Source organism: Trinickia camelliae, assembly GCF_053525655.1.
In genome coordinates this window covers 185,526-203,569 of the sequence record NZ_JBCHAA010000015.1, presented here as the reverse complement: position 1 = coordinate 203,569, position 18,044 = coordinate 185,526, and the positions used below count along the sequence as shown (strand labels likewise).

The 18,044-nt window shown below is 61.9% G+C and carries 17 protein-coding genes; 6 read left to right on the top strand and 11 right to left on the bottom strand.

Features of this window, described 5'->3' with window-relative positions; all coding sequences use genetic code 11:
* Nucleotides 1-62: 62 nt before the first annotated feature.
* Nucleotides 63-1,004, top strand: coding sequence for a LysR family transcriptional regulator (locus tag AAHK20_RS24070; protein WP_449184006.1), 942 nt, complete (start codon nucleotides 63-65; stop codon nucleotides 1,002-1,004).
* On the opposite strand, the gene AAHK20_RS24065 is transcribed toward AAHK20_RS24070, so the two are convergent.
* The 4 genes from AAHK20_RS24065 to AAHK20_RS24050 form a co-directional block, all read right to left on the bottom strand.
* The gene (locus tag AAHK20_RS24065) at nucleotides 988-1,779 is read right to left on the bottom strand and encodes a DUF2182 domain-containing protein (protein WP_449184005.1); all 792 of its coding nucleotides are present in this window, start codon (nucleotides 1,777-1,779) and stop codon (nucleotides 988-990) included. The genes AAHK20_RS24070 and AAHK20_RS24065 overlap by 17 nt on opposite strands.
* Nucleotides 1,776-2,420 carry a DUF1326 domain-containing protein gene (locus AAHK20_RS24060; RefSeq protein WP_449184004.1) on the bottom strand — a complete coding sequence of 215 codons (645 nt, stop codon included), beginning with the start codon at nucleotides 2,418-2,420 and terminating at the stop codon, nucleotides 1,776-1,778. The genes AAHK20_RS24065 and AAHK20_RS24060 overlap by 4 nt, the downstream gene beginning before the upstream one ends.
* A gap of 75 nt (nucleotides 2,421-2,495) precedes the next feature.
* Nucleotides 2,496-3,197: a GNAT family N-acetyltransferase gene (locus AAHK20_RS24055; RefSeq protein WP_449184003.1), complete on the bottom strand. Its 702-nt coding sequence runs from the start codon at nucleotides 3,195-3,197 to the stop codon at nucleotides 2,496-2,498.
* A gap of 156 nt (nucleotides 3,198-3,353) precedes the next feature.
* On the bottom strand, nucleotides 3,354-4,655 hold the full coding sequence (locus AAHK20_RS24050; RefSeq protein ID WP_449184002.1) for an aspartate aminotransferase family protein: 1,302 nt from the start codon (nucleotides 4,653-4,655) through the stop codon (nucleotides 3,354-3,356).
* 77 nt (nucleotides 4,656-4,732) lie between these two features.
* On the opposite strand from AAHK20_RS24050, the gene AAHK20_RS24045 reads away from it, so the two are divergent.
* Nucleotides 4,733-5,617 (top strand): LysR family transcriptional regulator, encoded by an 885-nt coding sequence (locus tag AAHK20_RS24045; RefSeq protein WP_449184045.1) that lies wholly within the window; start codon nucleotides 4,733-4,735, stop codon nucleotides 5,615-5,617.
* Here AAHK20_RS24045 and AAHK20_RS24040 read toward each other — a convergent pair.
* The 4 genes from AAHK20_RS24040 to AAHK20_RS24025 form a co-directional block, all read right to left on the bottom strand.
* Nucleotides 5,598-7,208: an efflux transporter outer membrane subunit gene (locus AAHK20_RS24040; RefSeq protein WP_449184001.1), complete on the bottom strand. Its 1,611-nt coding sequence runs from the start codon at nucleotides 7,206-7,208 to the stop codon at nucleotides 5,598-5,600. The two genes, AAHK20_RS24045 and AAHK20_RS24040, sit on opposite strands and share 20 nt — an antisense overlap.
* Nucleotides 7,205-8,281 (bottom strand): HlyD family secretion protein, encoded by a 1,077-nt coding sequence (locus tag AAHK20_RS24035; protein WP_449184000.1) that lies wholly within the window; start codon nucleotides 8,279-8,281, stop codon nucleotides 7,205-7,207. Before AAHK20_RS24035 ends, AAHK20_RS24040 begins: the two co-directional genes overlap by 4 nt.
* Before the next feature lie 26 nt (nucleotides 8,282-8,307).
* Complete coding sequence (locus AAHK20_RS24030) at nucleotides 8,308-9,939, bottom strand: MFS transporter (RefSeq protein ID WP_449183999.1); 1,632 nt, start codon at nucleotides 9,937-9,939, stop codon at nucleotides 8,308-8,310.
* Nucleotides 9,940-10,019: 80 nt separating this feature from the next.
* Nucleotides 10,020-10,694 (bottom strand): antibiotic biosynthesis monooxygenase family protein, encoded by a 675-nt coding sequence (locus tag AAHK20_RS24025; RefSeq protein WP_449183998.1) that lies wholly within the window; start codon nucleotides 10,692-10,694, stop codon nucleotides 10,020-10,022.
* A gap of 222 nt (nucleotides 10,695-10,916) precedes the next feature.
* Between AAHK20_RS24025 and AAHK20_RS24020 the strand changes: the two genes are divergently transcribed.
* Nucleotides 10,917-11,849, top strand: coding sequence for a LysR family transcriptional regulator (locus AAHK20_RS24020; protein WP_449183997.1), 933 nt, complete (start codon nucleotides 10,917-10,919; stop codon nucleotides 11,847-11,849).
* On the opposite strand, the gene mug is transcribed toward AAHK20_RS24020, so the two are convergent.
* Together mug and AAHK20_RS24010 are read right to left on the bottom strand one after the other, a co-directional pair.
* Nucleotides 11,810-12,355, bottom strand: a complete 546-nt coding sequence (mug, locus tag AAHK20_RS24015; protein ID WP_449183996.1) for a G/U mismatch-specific DNA glycosylase — start codon at nucleotides 12,353-12,355, stop codon at nucleotides 11,810-11,812. The two genes, AAHK20_RS24020 and mug, sit on opposite strands and share 40 nt — an antisense overlap.
* A complete protein-coding gene (locus AAHK20_RS24010; protein WP_449183995.1) occupies nucleotides 12,352-13,335 on the bottom strand; it encodes a GlxA family transcriptional regulator in 984 nt (327 codons plus the stop codon). The genes mug and AAHK20_RS24010 overlap by 4 nt, the downstream gene beginning before the upstream one ends.
* Nucleotides 13,336-13,591: 256 nt before the next feature.
* Here AAHK20_RS24010 and AAHK20_RS24005 point away from each other — a divergent pair, with 256 nt between their 5' ends.
* The 3 genes from AAHK20_RS24005 to AAHK20_RS23995 all read left to right on the top strand — a co-directional run bounded on the left by AAHK20_RS24005 (nucleotide 13,592) and on the right by AAHK20_RS23995 (nucleotide 16,533).
* Nucleotides 13,592-14,185, top strand: coding sequence for a GlxA family transcriptional regulator (locus AAHK20_RS24005; RefSeq protein ID WP_449183994.1), 594 nt, complete (start codon nucleotides 13,592-13,594; stop codon nucleotides 14,183-14,185).
* Nucleotides 14,186-14,320: 135 nt separating this feature from the next.
* Nucleotides 14,321-16,186, top strand: coding sequence for a biosynthetic-type acetolactate synthase large subunit (gene ilvB, locus AAHK20_RS24000; protein ID WP_449183993.1), 1,866 nt, complete (start codon nucleotides 14,321-14,323; stop codon nucleotides 16,184-16,186).
* A gap of 47 nt (nucleotides 16,187-16,233) precedes the next feature.
* The gene (locus AAHK20_RS23995; protein WP_449183992.1) at nucleotides 16,234-16,533 is read left to right on the top strand and encodes an ArsR/SmtB family transcription factor; all 300 of its coding nucleotides are present in this window, start codon (nucleotides 16,234-16,236) and stop codon (nucleotides 16,531-16,533) included.
* A 75-nt stretch (nucleotides 16,534-16,608) separates the two neighbouring features.
* Here the strand turns inward: AAHK20_RS23995 and AAHK20_RS23990 are convergent, their stop codons facing one another.
* On the bottom strand, nucleotides 16,609-17,934 hold the full coding sequence (locus AAHK20_RS23990) for a zinc ribbon domain-containing protein (RefSeq protein ID WP_449183991.1): 1,326 nt from the start codon (nucleotides 17,932-17,934) through the stop codon (nucleotides 16,609-16,611).
* Nucleotides 17,935-18,044: the final 110 nt, after the last annotated feature.

Sequence of the window (18,044 nt, the reverse complement as noted above, 5' to 3'; positions counted from 1 at the left end):
CTCAACAATGGCGGTTCGCGACAGGCGGACAATAACGCTTTGATAACGAGCAAGAAGAATTAATGGATACCCTACAGAACATGCGGGTGTTCGTACGTGTCGTGGAAGCGGGCAGCTTCACGGGCGCGGCGCAATCGTTCGATTCGTCGACGGGTGCGATGTCACGTGCGGTTTCAGAACTCGAAACACATCTGCGGACCCGCCTGCTTAATCGATCGACGCGACGGCTGGCGTTGACGGATGCCGGCGAGCGATATCTGAAGCGATGCCAGCAGATTCTTGCCGATGTCGATAACGCTGAAGAGGAAGCGAGCGGCGCCCACGAGCGGCCGTCAGGCGTTCTGCGCATGTATAGTTTTGCGAGCATCGGGCAGCACTACGTGCTGCCCGCGATTTCGCGGTACCGCGCGATGTATCCCGAGGTTGCGGTCGAGCTCACGCTGTCGCAGCAGATGCCTGATCTGTTCGAGGGGAGCGCGGATGTCGCGGTGGTGGGCGCGTCAGCGACGTTGCCTGATTCCGAGCTCGTCTCTTTTCTGCTTGGGACGACGTTCAGCATTCTGTGCGCGTCACCCGCTTACCTTCATGGGCACGAAGCGCCGAAGACGCCTGCCGATCTCTTACGTCAAGACTGCCTGTTGCTCAAAACGCCGGCTTTTCCGACCAGCGAGTGGACGCTCGATGGCCCGAACGGCAGCGAAATGCTGGAAGTCAGCGGTCCTGTTCAGGTGAATATCGCCGAATCGCTGATCGTGGCCATTCGCGAAGGCATGGGGATCGGGATCCTGCCGTTGTATGCAGCCATCAACGGACTGCAGAACGGATCGCTCGTGCGCGTGCTGCCGGAATACACGCTGCAGCGGATGAATGTTTATGCCCTGTATCCGTCGCGCAAGTTCGTCGATGCGAAAACGAGGACGTGGGTCGAGTTTCTGCGGACGCACCTGCCGCAGGTGATTGCCCGCGACGTCGCATTGCTGGGCGAGATCACACCAGCAGGGTGACGCCTGCCCACGCGATCAGCACGACTCCCAGCACGCGGCCGGCACGCTCGCCTCCGGGGAGGATTTTTTCCACGAACACGATGAGCGACAGCGCGGCGATCCAGACGAGATTCATGATGCCGCCGACAAACAACAACGCCATCAGCAGCCAACAGCAGCCCACGCAGTAGATGCCATGACGCATCCCAAGCAGGAAGCTGCCCGCGACGCCGGGACGCCAGTGCGCGATAAGGAAATTCACGGGTGAACGGCACTGCGACAGACACGCGTGCTTGAGCGGCGAGAACTGATAGACGCCCGCCGCGGCCAGAACGATCGCGGAAAGGGGCGCGCTCTTCGACCACAACATCATTGCCGAAATGAGGCCGGTCGGTTGCAGCACCTTCTGCAGCGATGCCGCGCAGATCGAGAATGCCAGCCATGCCGTCAGGTACCCGGCCAGGAGAAACAACGTCGGGATGGCCGATTTGCCCTCGATTGCGTCGTGGTGGCGCAATACGCGCCGATACAGCAGGACGAGCGGTGTCGCGCTGGGCGTCATCATCGCGATCATCATCACCCACCACATGAGGATCACGGTCGGCAGCGACGGATCCATGCCCCCGCCGCCGTCTGCCAGTCGATGCGGGAACAGCGCGACGGCCGTCATCTCGAGTGCGGACATGCCCATTCCGGCGCCCGCCCACAAGTAGGCCCACGACAACGCGACGACCGCGACGATGCCGAGCGCGGAGATGACGCGCTCACGTCCGAGGATATTCTCGATGCTGCTCATGCGGCAGCGCGATGCCGGATCAGTCCTTTGTTGTTCAAGTGCAGCCGCGCGAACTGCGCGTAAGACCCCTTGAGATCCAGTGCAATGTTGCCTTGCGAGCGGCTGGTGCCGGAACCGATTTCGGCAAGCTCGTATTCGAAACCGTGCGGCAAGTCGATTCGAACGCGATGTTCGACGCCCGTCACCGGATTGCGGATCGGTTCGCCGACGGTGTCGAATACGCCCTCGACATGAATCCGGCCGCGTCTGGCATCGACATCGACATCGAAGTCGATCTTCGTGAAGATCGGATCGAATGCCTGCTCGAGCGTCGACGCGAACACGGAGAACATCGTGGCGAACGGCTCGGTGTCCTGCCCCGTCATGATTTTCAGAATGGCTTCGCGTTGCTCCGCGCTGGCCCGTTCGTCGACGATCGGCTGGCACTTGCCCTTGCCTTCGTGGATCGGTCCCGGCCACTGAAACACGACCGCGATGTTGACGCCGTCGAGTCGCACATCGCCGTAGCAGCCGTTGCTGATCGCGATGGCGCCCATCGCTTCGCAGAAACCGTTGTTCGGCAGCGCGTTGAATTGGCACGGGCAACCGTATGAGCAATTGCAGTTGATCAGCTCAGTGCCTTCAATTTCCCAGGGAGTCATGGTTGTTCTCCTTGTGCTCCACGACAATTAGGGTGCTTCGAATCTAGTCTATGGCAGGGGGGAGGGAAGTCAAATTCAGCCGATATCCGTGCGCTTGACGATGTTGAGGTGAAACGCCTGTCTAAGTTCGAACCCAAGTCGCTCGTACAATCCGATCGCGCCGTGATTGCTGCTGATGACGTGCAGGAACGGCGTGTCCCCGCGTGCCTCGATCCCTCTGCGCACGATATTCATCAATCGGCCCGCAAGGCCCTTGCCGCGATACTCGCTATCCACGCAAACCGCGCTGATCTCGACATAGCCATCGATGAGCATGCGCTCGCCCGCCATCGCGATGAGCCGCCCCTGATCGCGGATGCCGATGTAGTTGCCCGTCTCGTGCGTGCGCTTGGAAAAAGGCCCCGGTTTGGTCCGGGTGGCGAGGTCGAGCATGTCTTGCGCGTCGAGGTGGCTCAGGCGGAGCACGTCGGCATCCTGCGTGTCGTCCGGCGCGCGAGTCGTGGCCACCATTTGATGGAGTACGCCGATCTGCTCGGCTTGCAGTCCCTGGGACGGTTCGATGGGATCGGGCGTCACGAACGCCACCTGCTCGCCGGGCCGCAGAAGCTCGTGCAACGCTTGCCAGGCGGCCGGTGTGTCCGACGCCACGGCCGCGAACGGAGCGACTTCCGGATGATAGCGGCGAGCCAATGAACCGCCTTGCCGCAGGTGCGCGTGCCGGGTCGCCAAGGCCGACCAGGCGGGAGTGTCCAGAATATGTCGAGAGGGCTGAGCCATGCTGATTCCTTGCGCTTGCGCGACGTCCGCGGGTTATCGTGGACGAGTAATGTACGTGCTCCATCCCCGCTGCGCCATGGCGATAAATGTCAATTTTGACGGCATTTACGCCATGACGACTCGACGACATTGCGCGTCAACGCCATTCACCGGCGCCTACAGCGACCGTTGAATCGCCTGCCCAAGCAACTCGAGCCCCAGTTCGATCTCCTCCTCGCGCACGTTCAACGGCGGCGCAATCCGAAACACCCCGCCCATGCCGGGCAACTGCACGATATTCATGCTGAGCCCCAGATTCATGCATTCGCGGGTGATCTTCGCGCCCAGCCCATCCGCAGGCTCTTTCGTGCGGCGATCCTTGACGATCTCCACGCCCAGCAGCAGCCCGCGTCCGCGAACGTCGCCGATGCACTCGAAGCGCTCCATCAAATCCAGCAAGCCGCGCTTGAGCCGCTCGCCCATCACGTTCGCGCGCGCCACCAGCCCCTCGCGCTCCACGACATCGAGCACCCGCAAACCGACGGCGGCAGGAAGCGGATCGGACACGTGGGTCGTGTAGAACAGATAGCCCAGTTCATGAGCCTTCTCCTCGATCTGCGCGGACGTGACGAGGGCCGCGAGCGGCAAGCCGGCGCCGAGCGTCTTCGACAGCGTGAGCATGTCGGGCGTGACGCCGTCGCGCTGGCACGCGAACATCGTGCCGGTGCGTCCGACGCCGGTTTGCGCTTCATCGAGGATCAGCAACATGCCGCGCTCCTCGCATTTGCGCTTGAGCGCGGCCATGTAGCCTGGCGGGAGTTCGATGATCCCGCCGGAGCTGAGGATCGGCTCCGCGATAAACGCGGCGAGGTTGCCGTTCGATTGACGATCGATGAGATCGAACGCGTAGTCCAGCTCCGCCAAGTAGTCGTATTCGCCATTGCGCTCGAATCGTGGCCGGTACAGGAACGGGGCGGGGATCGCGAACGAGCCGACAGCAGCGGGGCCGACACCCTTGCGTCCGGCGCTATAGGTCGCGGACGCCGCCGCCCCCGTCATGCCGTGCCAGGACTGCGCAAAACCGACGATTTCGTATTTGCCGGTGACGAGCTTCGCCATCCGGATGGCGGCCTCGTTCGATTCCGCTCCGGTGCTGAGCAACAGCGCGCGGTCGAGCCCGTCAGGCGTGATGTCGGCCAAGCGGGTCGCCAGGTCGACCACGGGGCGCGAGAGCATCCCGCTGAAAAGGTGGTCCAGCTTGCCCGCATATTCGCTGATGACCGAGACGATTTCGGGGTGGCTGTGCCCGAGCACCGCGCTCATCTGCCCCGAGGTGAAATCGAGGATCGCGCGGCCATCCGCGTCGTAGACGAAGCTGCCCTGGGCGCGCTCGATGATCATCGGCTCGAACGTGCCGCCGTACCGGATGAGGTGCTGTTTGGCGTTGTGCCAAAAGGTTGCGTCGTTGTTCCGGGACACGTTGCGTCTCCTGGCGGGTGGTGGGGATGACTTGCAGTCTAGACGGCGCTCTGCTTTTATAGAATCGAATAGTTCTTATCGAAGATAGAAGCGGAGCTAATACCTTGAGTCTTTCACTGGAAATCGATCTGCTGCGTTCGTTCGCCGTCATCGCCGAGGTGCGGGCGCTCAGCCGCGCGGCCCATCGCATCGGCCGGACCCAGTCCGCGCTGAGTCAGCAGATGAAGCGGCTCGAGGAAATCGTCGATCAGCCGCTGTTCCAACGCACCGGTCGCGGCGTGGTGCTGACGAGTCCCGGCGAACGTCTGTTGATTCACGCCCAACGCATTTTGCGCGTGCACGACGAGGCGATGGCCGATCTGTGCGGCAAGGGGCTGTCGGGGAGCATCCGCTTCGGCTGTCCGGACGACTACGCCGCCGTGTTCCTTCCTTCGTTGCTGCGGCAGTTCTCGAGCCAGCACCCGCATGCGCTCGTGGAAGTCGTTTGCGGGCCCACGCCACGGCTTATCGAGCAACTGGAAAAGCGTGCTGTGGATCTTGCGATGATCTCGTTGCCCGAAGGCAGCGCGAGCGACGATGTGATCCGCCGCGAGCAGTTGGTTTGGGTCGGCTATCCCGGGCTGGATTCGGCGCACTTCGATCCGTTGCCGCTCGCGCTTTCCGATCCGGACACGCTCGATCACCTCGCGGCCTGCGACGCGCTGCAACGCGCGGGCCGCGCCTATCGCATCGCGTATGCGAGCAGCAGTCTTTCGGGGCTCACCGCGCTGGTGCGTTCGGGGCAGGCTTTCGCCGTTCTCACGCAAACTGCCGTGCCTGCGGATCTGCAGGTGCTCAATGCCGACCCTGGGCTTCCACCGTTGCCCAGTGTCGACATCACTTTGAAATTCGCGCGGGCGCGTCCGTCGCTTTTGACCGCAGCCTTTGCGGAGCACATCAGGCTCAGTTTGCCTTTGCTGTGATTGACGCGTCGTGTTCCGGCTGACTTTGCTGAGCCCCCGTGTCTGTTTGCGGCGTTTGAGCCGCATAAGTCGACTCCCACCCACCCCCGAGCGCCTTGCAAAGCGTGATCAGATTCGATGCAGCAGTCGCCTGGCTTTGCTCGAGGTTGCTCTGGCCATCGAGCAGTTGCTTCTGTACGTTCAGCACGTCGAGATAGTCACCTGCCCCATCCTTATAGCGCTGCTGCGCCACCGCGAGTGCGCGCTGGTTCAGCGCCACCACCTCCTTCAGCTTGTCGCGGCGCATCTGCTCGGCATCGTAGGCGACCAGTGCATCGTCCACTTCGCGCCAAGCCTCGAGCACGGTGCGCTTATAGACGATCGCGGCCTCCTGTTGTTGCGCCTCGCGTAATTGCAGCGTGCCCTTGAGACGCCCGCCTTCGAAAATCGGCATCGTGATCGAGGGCCCGAGAACGAACTGCCCCGACGCCCAGCTGGCGAGCTTGGAGAGCTGAAGACTCTGCATACCCGCGCTGCCGTTGAGCGAGATGTGCGGATAAAAGTCAGCCTTTGCCACGCCGATCGACGCCGTAGCCGCATGCAATTGCGCCTCCGCTCGCCGGATATCGGGCCGGCGTTCCGCGAGCTCGGACGGAAAGCCGATGGGCACCTGTCCAGGCAACTCGGGCACCTCATGCGGCTCGCCGAGTGTTTGCTTGAGCGTGCCCGGCTCCTCGTCGAGCAGGACGCCAATCGCGTTGATCTTGGTCTCGCATTGCGTTTCGAGCGTCGGAATCAGACTTTCGATCGATGCCGCCTGCGCGGAAGCATTGGCCACATCCAGATCCGTCGTCACGCCATCACGCTCGCGGATCTGCGTGAGCTTCGTGGTATTGCGAGCGATCTCCAGGTTTTGTTTCGCGATGGCCAGCAGCTGTTGTGAGTCGCGCAAGTCGATATAGTCCTTCGCGAGTTCGGCGCGCGCAGACAACAGCACGGCGTTTCGATCTTCGTACGAAGCATCCGAGTCGGCGGACGCTTCTTCCACACCGCGTCGAGCGCCGCCCCAGATATCGAGTTCCCAAGAGGCATCGAAGCCCATTTGATAGAGGTTGTAGGCCGGCGACCCTTTGGAGCCGGGAATCGGCGCCACGCCAAGCGGTGTTTTCCCCGAAGCGTTTTGCGATTGCGGGTCGAGCGAGGGCACGCCGAGCAGCGACAGAATGCCGTTCGGGCTGCCGCGCTCGCGGTCGTACGATGCAGCGCCGTCGAGCGTGGGCAATTCAGCCGCCCCCGCGATGCGCTGTCCGGCGCGGCTTTGGCGCAGGCGCGCCGATGCCGCGGCCACATCGAGGTTCGCATCGGCCAGTTGCTTTTCGAGCGCGTTCAACGTGGGATCGTTGAACAGCGTCCACCAATCGGAATTGAATTCGGTTTCGGTGGCCTTGCTCGGTGCTTGCGCCGCGTCGGTGCGTTCAAAGACTTGCGGCGGCGGGGTCGTCGTGGGCGGAACGAAATTCGGTCCCACAGTGCAGCCCGCGATCACGAGGCAGGCCAGGATTTCCAACGCCAACGCGCGGAGGGCGCGCAAAGTAAAGTCGTGCGTACTCATTTTTGCTCTCCTGCTTCGGCCCGTGCATCGCCATGTCGGCCGGTGGCCACTTCGGTTTCCACGGAAAGTCCCACGCTCAGTGCAGACGCCGCTTCTTGACCCTTGTCGATGTCGATCTTGATCGGCACGCGTTGAACGATCTTCGTGAAGTTGCCCGTCGCGTTGTCGGGTGCGATAGGCGCAAAGCTCACACCGGTGGCGGGCGCGAGACTATCGATCCGGCCGCGAATCACCACGCCAGGCAGGCTGTCCACCTTGATGCGCACGGCTTCGCCGGGACGCATCTTGGTGATCTGGTTCTCCTGGAAGTTGGCGACCACATAGGCTTCGGAAAGCGGCACGATCGCGAGAACCGGCGCGCCGGGCGTCACGTAGGCGCCAACGCGTGCGGAACGCCGTCCGACCTTGCCGTCGATCGGTGCGCGAATCTCCGTATAGGAGAGGTTCAGCTGCGCTTGATTGAGCACCGCCTCGGCGCGTGCGAGCGCGCCGGCCGCCTTGTCGCGCTCGGTGTTCAGCACGTTCAGGTTCTGCTGGGTCGCTTCCAGCACGGCTTGGTCGTGGGCCTGCTGCGCGAGCTGCTCGGCGAGCGCGCTCGACGCACGCTGTTGCTCCTGAGCCGTTCCCGCGCCGGTTTGCGAAAGATCCTGGTAGCGCGCGGCGTTGTCGCGCGCAAACGCGATCGACGCATCGTCGGACTTGAGCGTCGCGCGCGCCTGATCGACGAGCGAAGGCTGCCGCGCGATCTCGGCGTCGAAGTTCGCGACGGACGCCTTGGCCGCTTCGACGTCCGCTTGCGCGCTCATCAATGCGGCCTTGTAGTCGCGGTCGTCGATACGCACCAGCAATTGCCCGGCTTTCACCGACTGGTTGTCGTCGACCAGGACCTCGGAGATCTGGCCGGGGATGCGCGGCGCCACGAGCGTGAAATCGGCCTGGACGTAGGCATCGTTCGTGGATTCGGTATTCGAGCTGCCTGACAGGCTTGCATAAGCCCATGCGCCGACACCGAGTGCGACGGCGATGGCGGCCGCAGGAATGAGTTTGAGAGGAGATCGAGCAGCGGTTGACATGATGGCGTTCCCTTAGAGCTGAGTACTTAATGCGAAGACGGAGGCGTCGTGCTCCACGGCGGATAAATCCGCACGGGTAACAGAGGCACGAGGAGAAGAAGCGCGACGGCGACTCCCGCCATCACTAAATAGAGATCCGCCGATGTCAGTACCACTGCTTGCTCGTGGATCCGGTGTGCGAGTTCGCCGAGGCCGCCGTGGGCCGCGTCGAGGCTTTGGCTCGTCACAAGCGCGTGGTTGCCTAATTGGTCCACGAGCATGTTCGAATGCAGGCGTTCGCGATCGGTGCCCACCCCTTCGATGAGACCCGTCGCCACCGCTGCGGAAAACGTCTTGAGCGAGTTGAACATCGCTGAAGCAAAGGGGCCTTCCGTCGGGGGCAGGCCCGTCGTCACGCCCATCAGGATTCCGAGGATCACCATCGGCTGCGCGACGATCTGGAGCGACTGAAGCCAATAGAAGTTGTCGCGAATCCACTCGGACGTGATGAAGCTCCCCATCACACACGTGGCGATCATGAGGCTCAAGCCAATGGCCATGACCCACCGGTGATCGACGCGCCGCAAATTCAGCAGGGCCGCCGTCAACGGAAGCGTGATCAAGAGCGGCGCTGCAACCAGCAGCGACAAGGGCGCCGTTTGAAGCGGCCGGTAGGCGTGAACGTTGGCGAGAAATTGACCGGGTATCGCTGCCACGCCGACCAGCAAGATCACGGCGCCTGCGAGTGTCGTGAGTCCGTGCGTGAAGTTTCTGCGCTTGAGCAATTGCAGCTTGAAGAAGGGATGCGGATGAAACCACTCGTTGACGAGGAACATCACCAGCATCAGAGCGCCGCCCACGAACATCACGCGAATGAACGGGGATTCGAGCCAGTCGAGACGATCGCCTTGCAGAAGGCCGATCACGAGCATGGCGACGGCCGGAAAGCCCGTCAGAAACCCGGTCCAATTGAAGGCCGCGAGCCGTTCGAGTTTGAGCGCATCTTTCGGCAGCCCCCACTGAATCGCCATGCAGCTCACGAGGCCCAGCGGCACGATTTGCCAAAAGGCCATTTGCCAGCCGACGTACTCGGTCCACAACGCGGCGAGCGGTGTGCCGAGCGCCGGCCCGAAGGTGGCGGTGAGCGCGTATCCGGCGAGTCCGTAGAGCTTCACCTTGGGCGGGAGATAGCGCAGCGCCACGATGATGAGCATCGGGGGCAGGCATCCGCCGGCGATTCCCTGCAACACGCGCAGCCCATCGAGCGTGGTCAGGTTCGGCGCGAGGGGGCAAAGGAACCCGAAGATCATCGTCGCGACCACGGCGCCGATCGTGAATCGCTTGAGGGTGAAGGTGATCCCGAACCAGGGGGCAAACACCATCGTCGTCACGTTGGCTGCCTCGAACAAAGCAGTCAGCCAGGTTCCATCGTCATGACCGATCGAGAACGCACCCTGAATGTCCGCCATCGCTTGCGCCGTGACCTGCTCGTTGAGAATGGCCAGGAGCGAGGCAAGCAGCATCCCGACGAGGCCGGTGGCGAGGCGCAGCGTCAGGGTGGGCTGTTGCGGTGGCGTCGGCGGGACGGGAGCCTCTGCCTTCGGCGCGGGAGCGGGCGCCGGCGCCTTCGCGACGGTCAGTCGCTCCGCTCCAATGGAAAAAGGGTCGACGGTGGTCATGGGAACCTCGTTGCTACTCGTGTTCGATAGGAAATCTAACTATTTCCTATCGAATCACATCGATGACGGGCGCAGCTGAATTACTGCGAGCGTTGTGCCTCTGCGAAAAACTGCGGCGCTTCGCGGCGATCGAACATGCCGTACTCGCGGATGATGCGTACGCTCCGACGGCGCGGGCCATCTGCTGCCGCTGCATCGCGTTCGAACGCTTCGGCCGCTGCCTGGTCGAGCCACGTCACCACCGCGATCGCGTCGCCCGGCGTCGCCAGTGCGTCGTACGCATCCCAGGCAACGAGGCCAGGCGCGTTCGTATCGACGCCCAGCGCTTTCGCCACCGCTTCCGCGCCGGCTTGCTTGACCCAGTCCGGCGCGAATGTCCCTTGATGCACGGTCACTGCGGTGCCGCGGCCCGTCTCGGTGACATCCATCCGTTGCTCGATCAGCGCGTGTCCTTCAGGCAGCTGGTTGTCGCTGAGGACTTGGCCAATACGCAAGCGGTAGTCGGAAAACACCCGGTCGCGCGCGGCTTGCATGATCTTGTGGTGGGCCTGCTGGCTGCGCCAGCGCACGAGCGCCTTCTCGTCGCGCCAGCTCGACAGCGACAGCAGCCATCCCTCGCGTGTGAGACTGGCGTAGCGATTGTTGTCGATGAACCCGTCGATCTTCTCGATTTCAGGGCGCAGCATCTTGGCCATGCCGAGATACGCGTTGAATTGATCGGGCTTCGGGTTGACTTCGAGCATTGCGGCAAACATGTGGACCTCTTTCGGTTGGTGAGTGAAGCGGCGTGAAGAGATTGTCGGGGAAAGCCCCAATTCATAGGGGCCCAAGCTAGTTGCTATTGGGCCAATGAATTTGCGATTTTTGCCAACCGGCCAAATGCCGTTCCGATTGCCATCACGGCCTGAAAGAGTCCTGTGAGTACCGATCGAATAGAATCACCGCGAGTGAACGCGGCGATCGGGGGCGGAGGCGAAATGGACAAATTGCGCGAGATGGAGATCTTCGTCGCCATCGTTGACCGAGGCAGCTTTACTGCCGCGGCCGACAAGCTCGACATGTCGCCCGGCGGAGTCTCGCGAGCGGTCAATTCACTCGAATCGCGTCTCGGCACGCAACTGCTCGCCCGGACGACGCGAACGGTTCGTCCGACGGATGCGGGCATGGCCTACCTGGAAGCCTGCAGGAAAGTGCTGGACACCATCACGGACGCGGAAGCCAGCATTGCGGCCGATCCACTCAATCCCGTCGGGACGTTGACCGTTTCCGCACCGGTCCTGTTTGGCCAGCGGTACGTGGCGCCTCTGATCAACGCTTTCGCACTGCGTTATCCCGACGTCACCATCAATGCCGTGTACGCCGATCGAACCACGCGGCTTCTAGAGGAAGGGGTGGATGTGGCGCTCCGTATCGGCCACCTCGGAGACTCCTCGACCTACGCCATTCCGTTGGGTTATGTGCGGCGCCGGACGTACGCGGCGCCCTCGTATCTGGCCGAGCGTGGGGAACCCGATCACCCCAGGGATCTGATCAATCACCACTGCGTGTCTTTCACCGGCGTCTCGCAACCGCTCGAGTGGGTGTTCAACGAAAACGGTTCGAGGCTGCCCGCCAGAGTTAGGCCGAGGATGGTGGTCGACCTCGCTCCCGCCGCCATCCTAGCCGCCGCCGAAGGGGTGGGTATCACGCAGTTGCTGTCGTACCAGGCGGCGCCGGAGGTAGCCGATGGAAAACTCCAACCGATTTTGACGTCATTCGAGCCCGAGTCGGCGCCGGTAAGTCTGCTGCATGTCGAGCGGCGCAGCACCAGCGGCAAGATTCGCGCTTTCGTGGAATACGTGACCGAGACGCTGCGCCAAAACCCGCAGCTTCAGGCGGAGGACGCTACCGCAAGGCGTACTTCGCGGTAGGCGGTCACGAGCGCATCGAGGTCGAACGCTCGATTCAGCCCGCTTGGATTCGGGACGACCCATGCGCATGCGCCGCCGAAGGGCTCGGTTTGTTGCCCCCACTCGATATCGCGTGTACCGGAGATCGCCGCAAGGGCCATCTTGCCGAGGAAAACGATGTGGCGCGGCGCGTATCGCTCGATCTTTCTCCGAAAAACCTCCCCGGCCAATTCAATCTCCGATCGTGAGAGGTCGGCGGCTTGTGCTGTGGGTCGCGGGACGACCGCTGTCAGACCGCAGCCATAGCGAAGAATCGTGTGATCGTCTTCGGGCCGGATTTGTTCGGAGGTAAAGCCGGAAAGATGCAGGACTCGCCAGAATCGATTGCCTCTGCCCGCAAAGTGATGACCTGTCGATGCCGCGCGAAGACCTGGGTTGATTCCGCAAAATACCAACGACAGGTTCGGTTCAAGGAGATCGGGAAGCGCTTGAGGCAAATCGACATCAGTCTCGGGTGAGCTGCTCATTGAAGCGAGACCTGCGCGCCTGCCGCATCGCCGCGGAATCGTTGCCGATATTGTTTCGGCGTGACTTCCAGCCGCCGGGAGAACGTCGTGCGCATATGCGTTGCGCTGCGGAAGCCGCAGTTATAGGCAACGGTCTTCAGCGGCGCATCCGAATCTTCGAGCAGCTTCCTCGCGCTGTCGACGCGAACCTGCTCGACAAACGCGGACGGTGTCACTTTCGCGTACTTGGCAAAGACTCGCGAGAAGGTCCGCCGGCTCACGCCGACTGCGTCCGCGAGCTGCTCGATCGAAAGCGCGTCGGTTAGATGCTCGGTCACATACCGGTGCACTTTGCCGATGATCGGATCTTCGTCCCTGCCGGTTCCCATATAAGGGCTGTACTGAGATTGACCGCCTTCGCGCTGGATATAGACGACCAGACGCTTGGCGACACGCACCGCCACTTCGTGTCCCCAGTCTTCGGCGACCAGCGACAGGCACAGATCGATGCCGGCAGTCACGCCCGCCGACGTAATGAGGCGTCCGTCGCGAACGAAGATCTTGTCGGGCTGCAAACGCGCTTGCGGAAATTCGTGGGCAAGGCGGCCCGCGTCCGCCCAGTGAGTCGTGACTTCCTTGCCGTCGAGCAGTCCCGCGTGCGCAAGCACGAATGCCCCATTGCAAATGGAGCCGAATCGCGCGGCGTCGCGTGCCTGATTCTGCAACCACGTCAGAAAATCATCTGGAAGCTGAACGTCGGGCAATTGCGGCCCGCCTGCGATCAGCAGCAGGTCCCATTGCGTGTCGAGATCCGCATAGCTGTACGGCACGGAAAGCCCCATCCCGTTCGAGCAGGTCACGGGGCCGGCCTTGGGGCCTACCAGAGTGACTTCATATTTCTGCTCAGCAGTGAGGATCGTGTTGGCTTCCGCAAACACGTCGAGGGGTCCCGCAACATCGAGTGCTTGGACACCATCGAATATGACAATGGCGACTTTCATGCCGTGACCTTCATGGAGTGAATCGTCCTAACGACGATCGGTGACCGAGATTACCGCAACAGCCTGAAAACAGGGACGCACTGGGCTGAAACTGTGTTGTGAGTGCGAGTCATCAATGGATTGAACAGGGGAGAGGTCAAACGCACGTTGGCCCAAATCTGAACTCGATTGGCCCAGCACGGCGACAACCGCTTGTTCCCTCGCCCGTGCCGTCTGAATAGACTTGGCTTCATGAATGTAGCCGGAGCGACGGCATATGCAAGTAGCGATGATGCTGTATGAGGGATTCCGTCTGCTCGAAGTGACGGGCCCGATGGACGTATTCCACGAAGCGAATCGTCTGAGCGGCGCAATGCTGTACGAGCAGCATCTCGTCGGGCCATCCCGGGGGCCCGTCGCGTGCTCGAATGGCGTGGCGGTGCGCACGACCGAGTCTCTGTCGGATGTGTGTACTTCATTCGATACCGTCGTCGTGCCGGGGTCGCCGGCCGTTGGTCCGGAGCCCGAGCATCGGGAGCTGGTGGACTGGCTTCGTGATGCCGGAAGCAGGGTGCGAAGGCTCGCGTCGGTGTCCAACGGGGCGTTTCTAATCGCGCGCGCCGGCTTGGCCGACCATCGCGTGTTGACGACGCATTGGCGCGACGCACAGCGTCTCTCTTCGGAGTTTCCCCTTGTGCACGTCATCAGCCATCAAAGCTACTTGAAGGATGGCAATTTGTACTCGTGTCGCGGCGTGAGCGACGGTATGCGGGTGGCTTTGGCTCTCGTCAGGGAGGACCTTGGTGAAGAATTCGCCACAAGCGTCACGCAGTCATTGTCGAGACAGAGCGCATGGCCCAAATGTGGCTAAGTTTGGCCCGTGTGCCATAGCAACGAAGGGACTGCAAGGTTCCGATCGTTGGCAGAATCGTTGTGTCCTTAGTTGCGTCCTTTCTCGTCATTCTTTCAGCAGCAAACACCGGTTGTGTTTGCCCGCGAGCCAGCCATGCCTCAAAACTCAATCATCGCAACACCCGCCGATCCGACGCCTGCAAATACGAGTGACATGCTGTCGGGCGCCGACATCATCCTGCGCGTACTTGCCGAGCAGGGCGTCGATACGATGTTCGGCTATAGCGGCGGCGCGATTCTGCCGACGTACGACGCCGTGTTTCGTCACAACGAAACGAACGCGGCCCATCCCGAGCGTCAGATCAAGTTCATCGTGCCCGCCAATGAACAAGCCGCGGGCTTCATGGCCGCGGGTTATGCACGGGCCAGCGGAAAAGTCGGCGTCTTCATGGTGACGTCCGGCCCGGGTGCGACGAATGCCGTGACGCCGATCGCCGACTGCAACGGCGATTCGATACCGGTTGTGCTCATCTGCGGGCAGGTGCCGCGCGCCGCGATCGGCAGCGATGCGTTTCAGGAGGCGCCCGTCTTCAACATCATGTCGGCGTGCGCGAAGCAAGTGTTCCTGGTCACCGACCCGGCGAAGCTCGAGCAAACCCTGCGAACCGCATTCGAAATTGCCCGCACTGGCCGGCCAGGCCCGGTCGTCGTGGACGTGCCCAAAGACATCCAGAACTGGAAGGGCCCCTATCGCGGGCAAGGCACGCTGCATTCTCGCGGCTACGCTGATCGTCTCCGCATGGTGGCGCGAGGCGCGCGTCTCGAACGAGACGAGGCCGCCGCGTTCTTCTATCTTCTGCGCGAGAGCAAGCGGCCGCTGCTCTATGTCGGCGGCGGCGTGATCACGGCCCGCGCGTCGGCCGAGCTACAAGCGTTTGCCGAGCGCAACGGCATTCCGATCGTGACGACGCTCATGGGGCTTGGCGCCATCCCGGCCCATCACGAGCTGCATCTCGGCATGCTCGGCATGCATGGCACCGCCTGCGCCAACTACGCCGTTGAAGACTGCGACTTTCTCATCGCGGTGGGCGCACGGTTCGACGATCGGGTTGCCGGCGGCCGGCCTGAATCGTTCGCCGCCGGTGCTCGCCATGTCGCGCATATCGACATCGACGAGGCGGAGATCAACAAGGTCAAGCGCGCGCACTGGGCTCACGTGGGCGATGCGAAAGACGCGTTGCTGTCGTTGATCGAGCACAGTCCGGCGACGCCATCGCCTTCGACATGGCTTGAACGCGTCGCGGAGTTGAAGCGGACGTTCGGGCAGAACTACGATCGAAACAGCCCAGCGATTCAGCCGCAGCGGGTGGTGGAGAAGCTCAGCGAAATCACGGGCGGACGAGCGATCATCACTACGGGCGTCGGCCAGCATCAGATGTGGGCCGCGCAGTACTTCGGGTTTGTCGAGCCTCGTAGCTTTCTGACATCGGGAAGCATGGGAACGATGGGGTTCGGGCTGCCCGCTGCGATCGGCGCGCAACTGGCGCGACCGGACGCCCTCGTGATCGACATCGATGGCGACGGAAGCATACGGATGAATCTCGGCGAACTCGAGACGGCAACGACGTACGGCATCCCCGTCAAGGTATTGCTGCTCAACAATCGCGGGGACGGAATGATCCGGCAGTGGCAGCGTCTCTTTTATGAAGGGCGGATGTTTGTCAGCGATAAGTCTCTGCATAGCAAGGACTTTGTGATGACGGCGCTGGCCGATGGTTTCGCGTTTGCGCGTCGCGTTCAAGCGACCGATGAACTCGACGGTGCGCTGCGGGACTTCGTGGAGTTCGAGGGACCTGCCTTTCTCGAAGTGATGATCGACGAGAACGCCGATGTGTTTCCGATGGTAGGCCCGGGACAAAGCTACGCGAACATGATCACTGGTCCGTTCATTCCGTCTCGCGCCGGTCAAGAAACACGTAGTCAGGGCGTGGGAGGCAACAGTGCTACGGATATGTTCTAGCCGCTCGACTGGCATTGAGACTGCTATCGAGGCGCAGGTCGAAATCCATGATTGACGAGAATTTGATTCATAAGGCACTCGCCAACCCGTTCCGGCGCGAGGTGTTGAGGTGGTTGAAAACCCCCAAGGAGCACTTTGTCCAAGGTCACATCGATCTTGCTCGCGGGGTGCCGTCGAATGCCATCCTCGCGCGCAGCGGGCTGGCGCAATCGACTGTCTCGGCACACATCGCGGCATTGGTCGAGGCGGGACTGCTTGATTCGACCCGCGTGGGCCAGTGGATGTTTCTATCGCGGAACGAAGACGTCATTCGCGCCTTTGCGGAACAGATCAAGTCGCATTTGTAGATTAATAGCTGCGGGTTTTATCGACTGAGGTGTCGGCGATCTCTCGTATTCGTTACAAGACGAAACACTTTCGTGTCAGGGGCTGGTGTTGGGGCTTTGACCCTCTGCCTGATTGGTTTCTCCCCAGTTGACAAGCGAGCGTTGTTCCAAGGCGCTGGCCTCCGTGCTGCTGGAGTCGATCGACAGCGCGTTGCCTGCACTGTGCCATGCGCACTTCCACTGGTGCTGTTCGAGACAGGCGCGAGCTTTATTTAGCGCCGCGTCGCGTGCGTGTTCGCGCGAAGCAAGATCCTGACGCAGCATGAGCGCGTCGCTGTTAGCGGGGGCTTTGTCCAGCGCTTTGCTTAGGGCAGCACGCGCTCCGGCCAGATTGTTTTCATCGAGATCCGATCGAGCGGTCGCAAGGTAGGGCGCTGTCAGATTATTGTCCTGTGGCTCATGTGTCGCTGGAGCTGCTGCGGATCGCGCATCCGCGTGTGAGCGGTTGTCGGCGAGTCGCTGCTGGGACGCGGCTGGCGCACGGACATGAGCTTTTGCACTTGGAGCGGGTGCAGGCGGTTGCTGAGCGACGTGGGCCGACGCATGGTCCTTTGCACTTGGCGCGGGAGCCTGGGGCTGCTGTGCGATCGGTGGAGCAGCTGGTGGTGCTGGCAATGAGGTGGCCGGTTGCGGAGACTCCTGCAATGGCGCGGCCGACGAATTCGAAGGCGTCGGAAGTTGCTGCTGCGCGACGGGTGGAGCGATTGACGGCGCCGTCAACGAGGCAGCCGGTTGCGGTGGTTCCTGCAACGGCGCTGCCGGGGGGAGCGAGGACTCCGGAATATTCGTCGAAAGTGCTTGTGTCCCAGTGGCTTGATTCTTGGCAGTCTCTTGCGCAGGCGCCGCATTAGCGGACACGTTCGAACCACGGCTCGGCGTAACTTGTCCGATCACCGTATGCAGTGGCTCTTCACGACTGCTCGTTCTGTTGGCGTGCTGCGTCATCAGCGCATAGGCGCCGAACAGCAACACGAAAATGATCAGGGCGATTCCTCCGGTGTGGTTCAGCCTCCATTGACGCGGAACCGGGCGCTTGGTTTGTCTTTCCTCGTTGTATGCGCCCGCACCGGCACTCGCACCGGCAGGCGCAAAGAGCGGAGTCGGGCGTGATAGCCCAATTCCATCGCCGAGCGATCTCTCTGCGCGCCTGCCACCTGCCGGCTCCCTCATGCGGTCGAATGCCGGCGCCACGCGTTGACCGCAATGTGGGCAGAACGAATCAGCCTCGGATACGCGAGCACCACATTGGCGACACGTCGTCGATACTCTAGGGTCTGTTGAAACGTCCATGATCAAGATAGAAGCGAAGTCGTAACCAATATGTGACCGCTCGTTTTGACGGTCAAGATAGATAGTGTCCATACGCCGACAATATCCGCCGTAAATGTAAGATTTCGTGATTTGCTTCGTTATCCATATGGTATTGATGCGCGCGGATGAAGCGTTGTCCCGTCCGGCACGATCTGGAGCTA

Excerpts from the sequence above, each read along its gene's own strand:
- AAHK20_RS24005 (WP_449183994.1), top strand. The coding sequence starts at position 13,592 with ATGCAAGTAGCGATGATGCTGTATGAGGGATTCCGTCTGCTCGAAGTG.
- AAHK20_RS24065 (WP_449184005.1), bottom strand. The coding sequence starts at position 1,779 with ATGAGCAGCATCGAGAATATCCTCGGACGTGAGCGCGTCATCTCCGCG.
- AAHK20_RS23995 (WP_449183992.1), top strand. The coding sequence starts at position 16,234 with ATGATTGACGAGAATTTGATTCATAAGGCACTCGCCAACCCGTTCCGG.
- AAHK20_RS24035 (WP_449184000.1), bottom strand. The coding sequence starts at position 8,281 with ATGTCAACCGCTGCTCGATCTCCTCTCAAACTCATTCCTGCGGCCGCC.
- ilvB (WP_449183993.1), top strand. The coding sequence starts at position 14,321 with ATGCCTCAAAACTCAATCATCGCAACACCCGCCGATCCGACGCCTGCA.
- AAHK20_RS24030 (WP_449183999.1), bottom strand. The coding sequence starts at position 9,939 with ATGACCACCGTCGACCCTTTTTCCATTGGAGCGGAGCGACTGACCGTC.
- AAHK20_RS24060 (WP_449184004.1), bottom strand. The coding sequence starts at position 2,420 with ATGACTCCCTGGGAAATTGAAGGCACTGAGCTGATCAACTGCAATTGC.
- AAHK20_RS24025 (WP_449183998.1), bottom strand. The coding sequence starts at position 10,694 with ATGTTTGCCGCAATGCTCGAAGTCAACCCGAAGCCCGATCAATTCAAC.
- AAHK20_RS24055 (WP_449184003.1), bottom strand. The coding sequence starts at position 3,197 with ATGGCTCAGCCCTCTCGACATATTCTGGACACTCCCGCCTGGTCGGCC.
- AAHK20_RS24070 (WP_449184006.1), top strand. The coding sequence starts at position 63 with ATGGATACCCTACAGAACATGCGGGTGTTCGTACGTGTCGTGGAAGCG.
- AAHK20_RS24020 (WP_449183997.1), top strand. The coding sequence starts at position 10,917 with ATGGACAAATTGCGCGAGATGGAGATCTTCGTCGCCATCGTTGACCGA.
- mug (WP_449183996.1), bottom strand. The coding sequence starts at position 12,355 with ATGAGCAGCTCACCCGAGACTGATGTCGATTTGCCTCAAGCGCTTCCC.
- AAHK20_RS24010 (WP_449183995.1), bottom strand. The coding sequence starts at position 13,335 with ATGAAAGTCGCCATTGTCATATTCGATGGTGTCCAAGCACTCGATGTT.
- AAHK20_RS23990 (WP_449183991.1), bottom strand. The coding sequence starts at position 17,934 with ATGGACACTATCTATCTTGACCGTCAAAACGAGCGGTCACATATTGGT.
- AAHK20_RS24040 (WP_449184001.1), bottom strand. The coding sequence starts at position 7,208 with ATGAGTACGCACGACTTTACTTTGCGCGCCCTCCGCGCGTTGGCGTTG.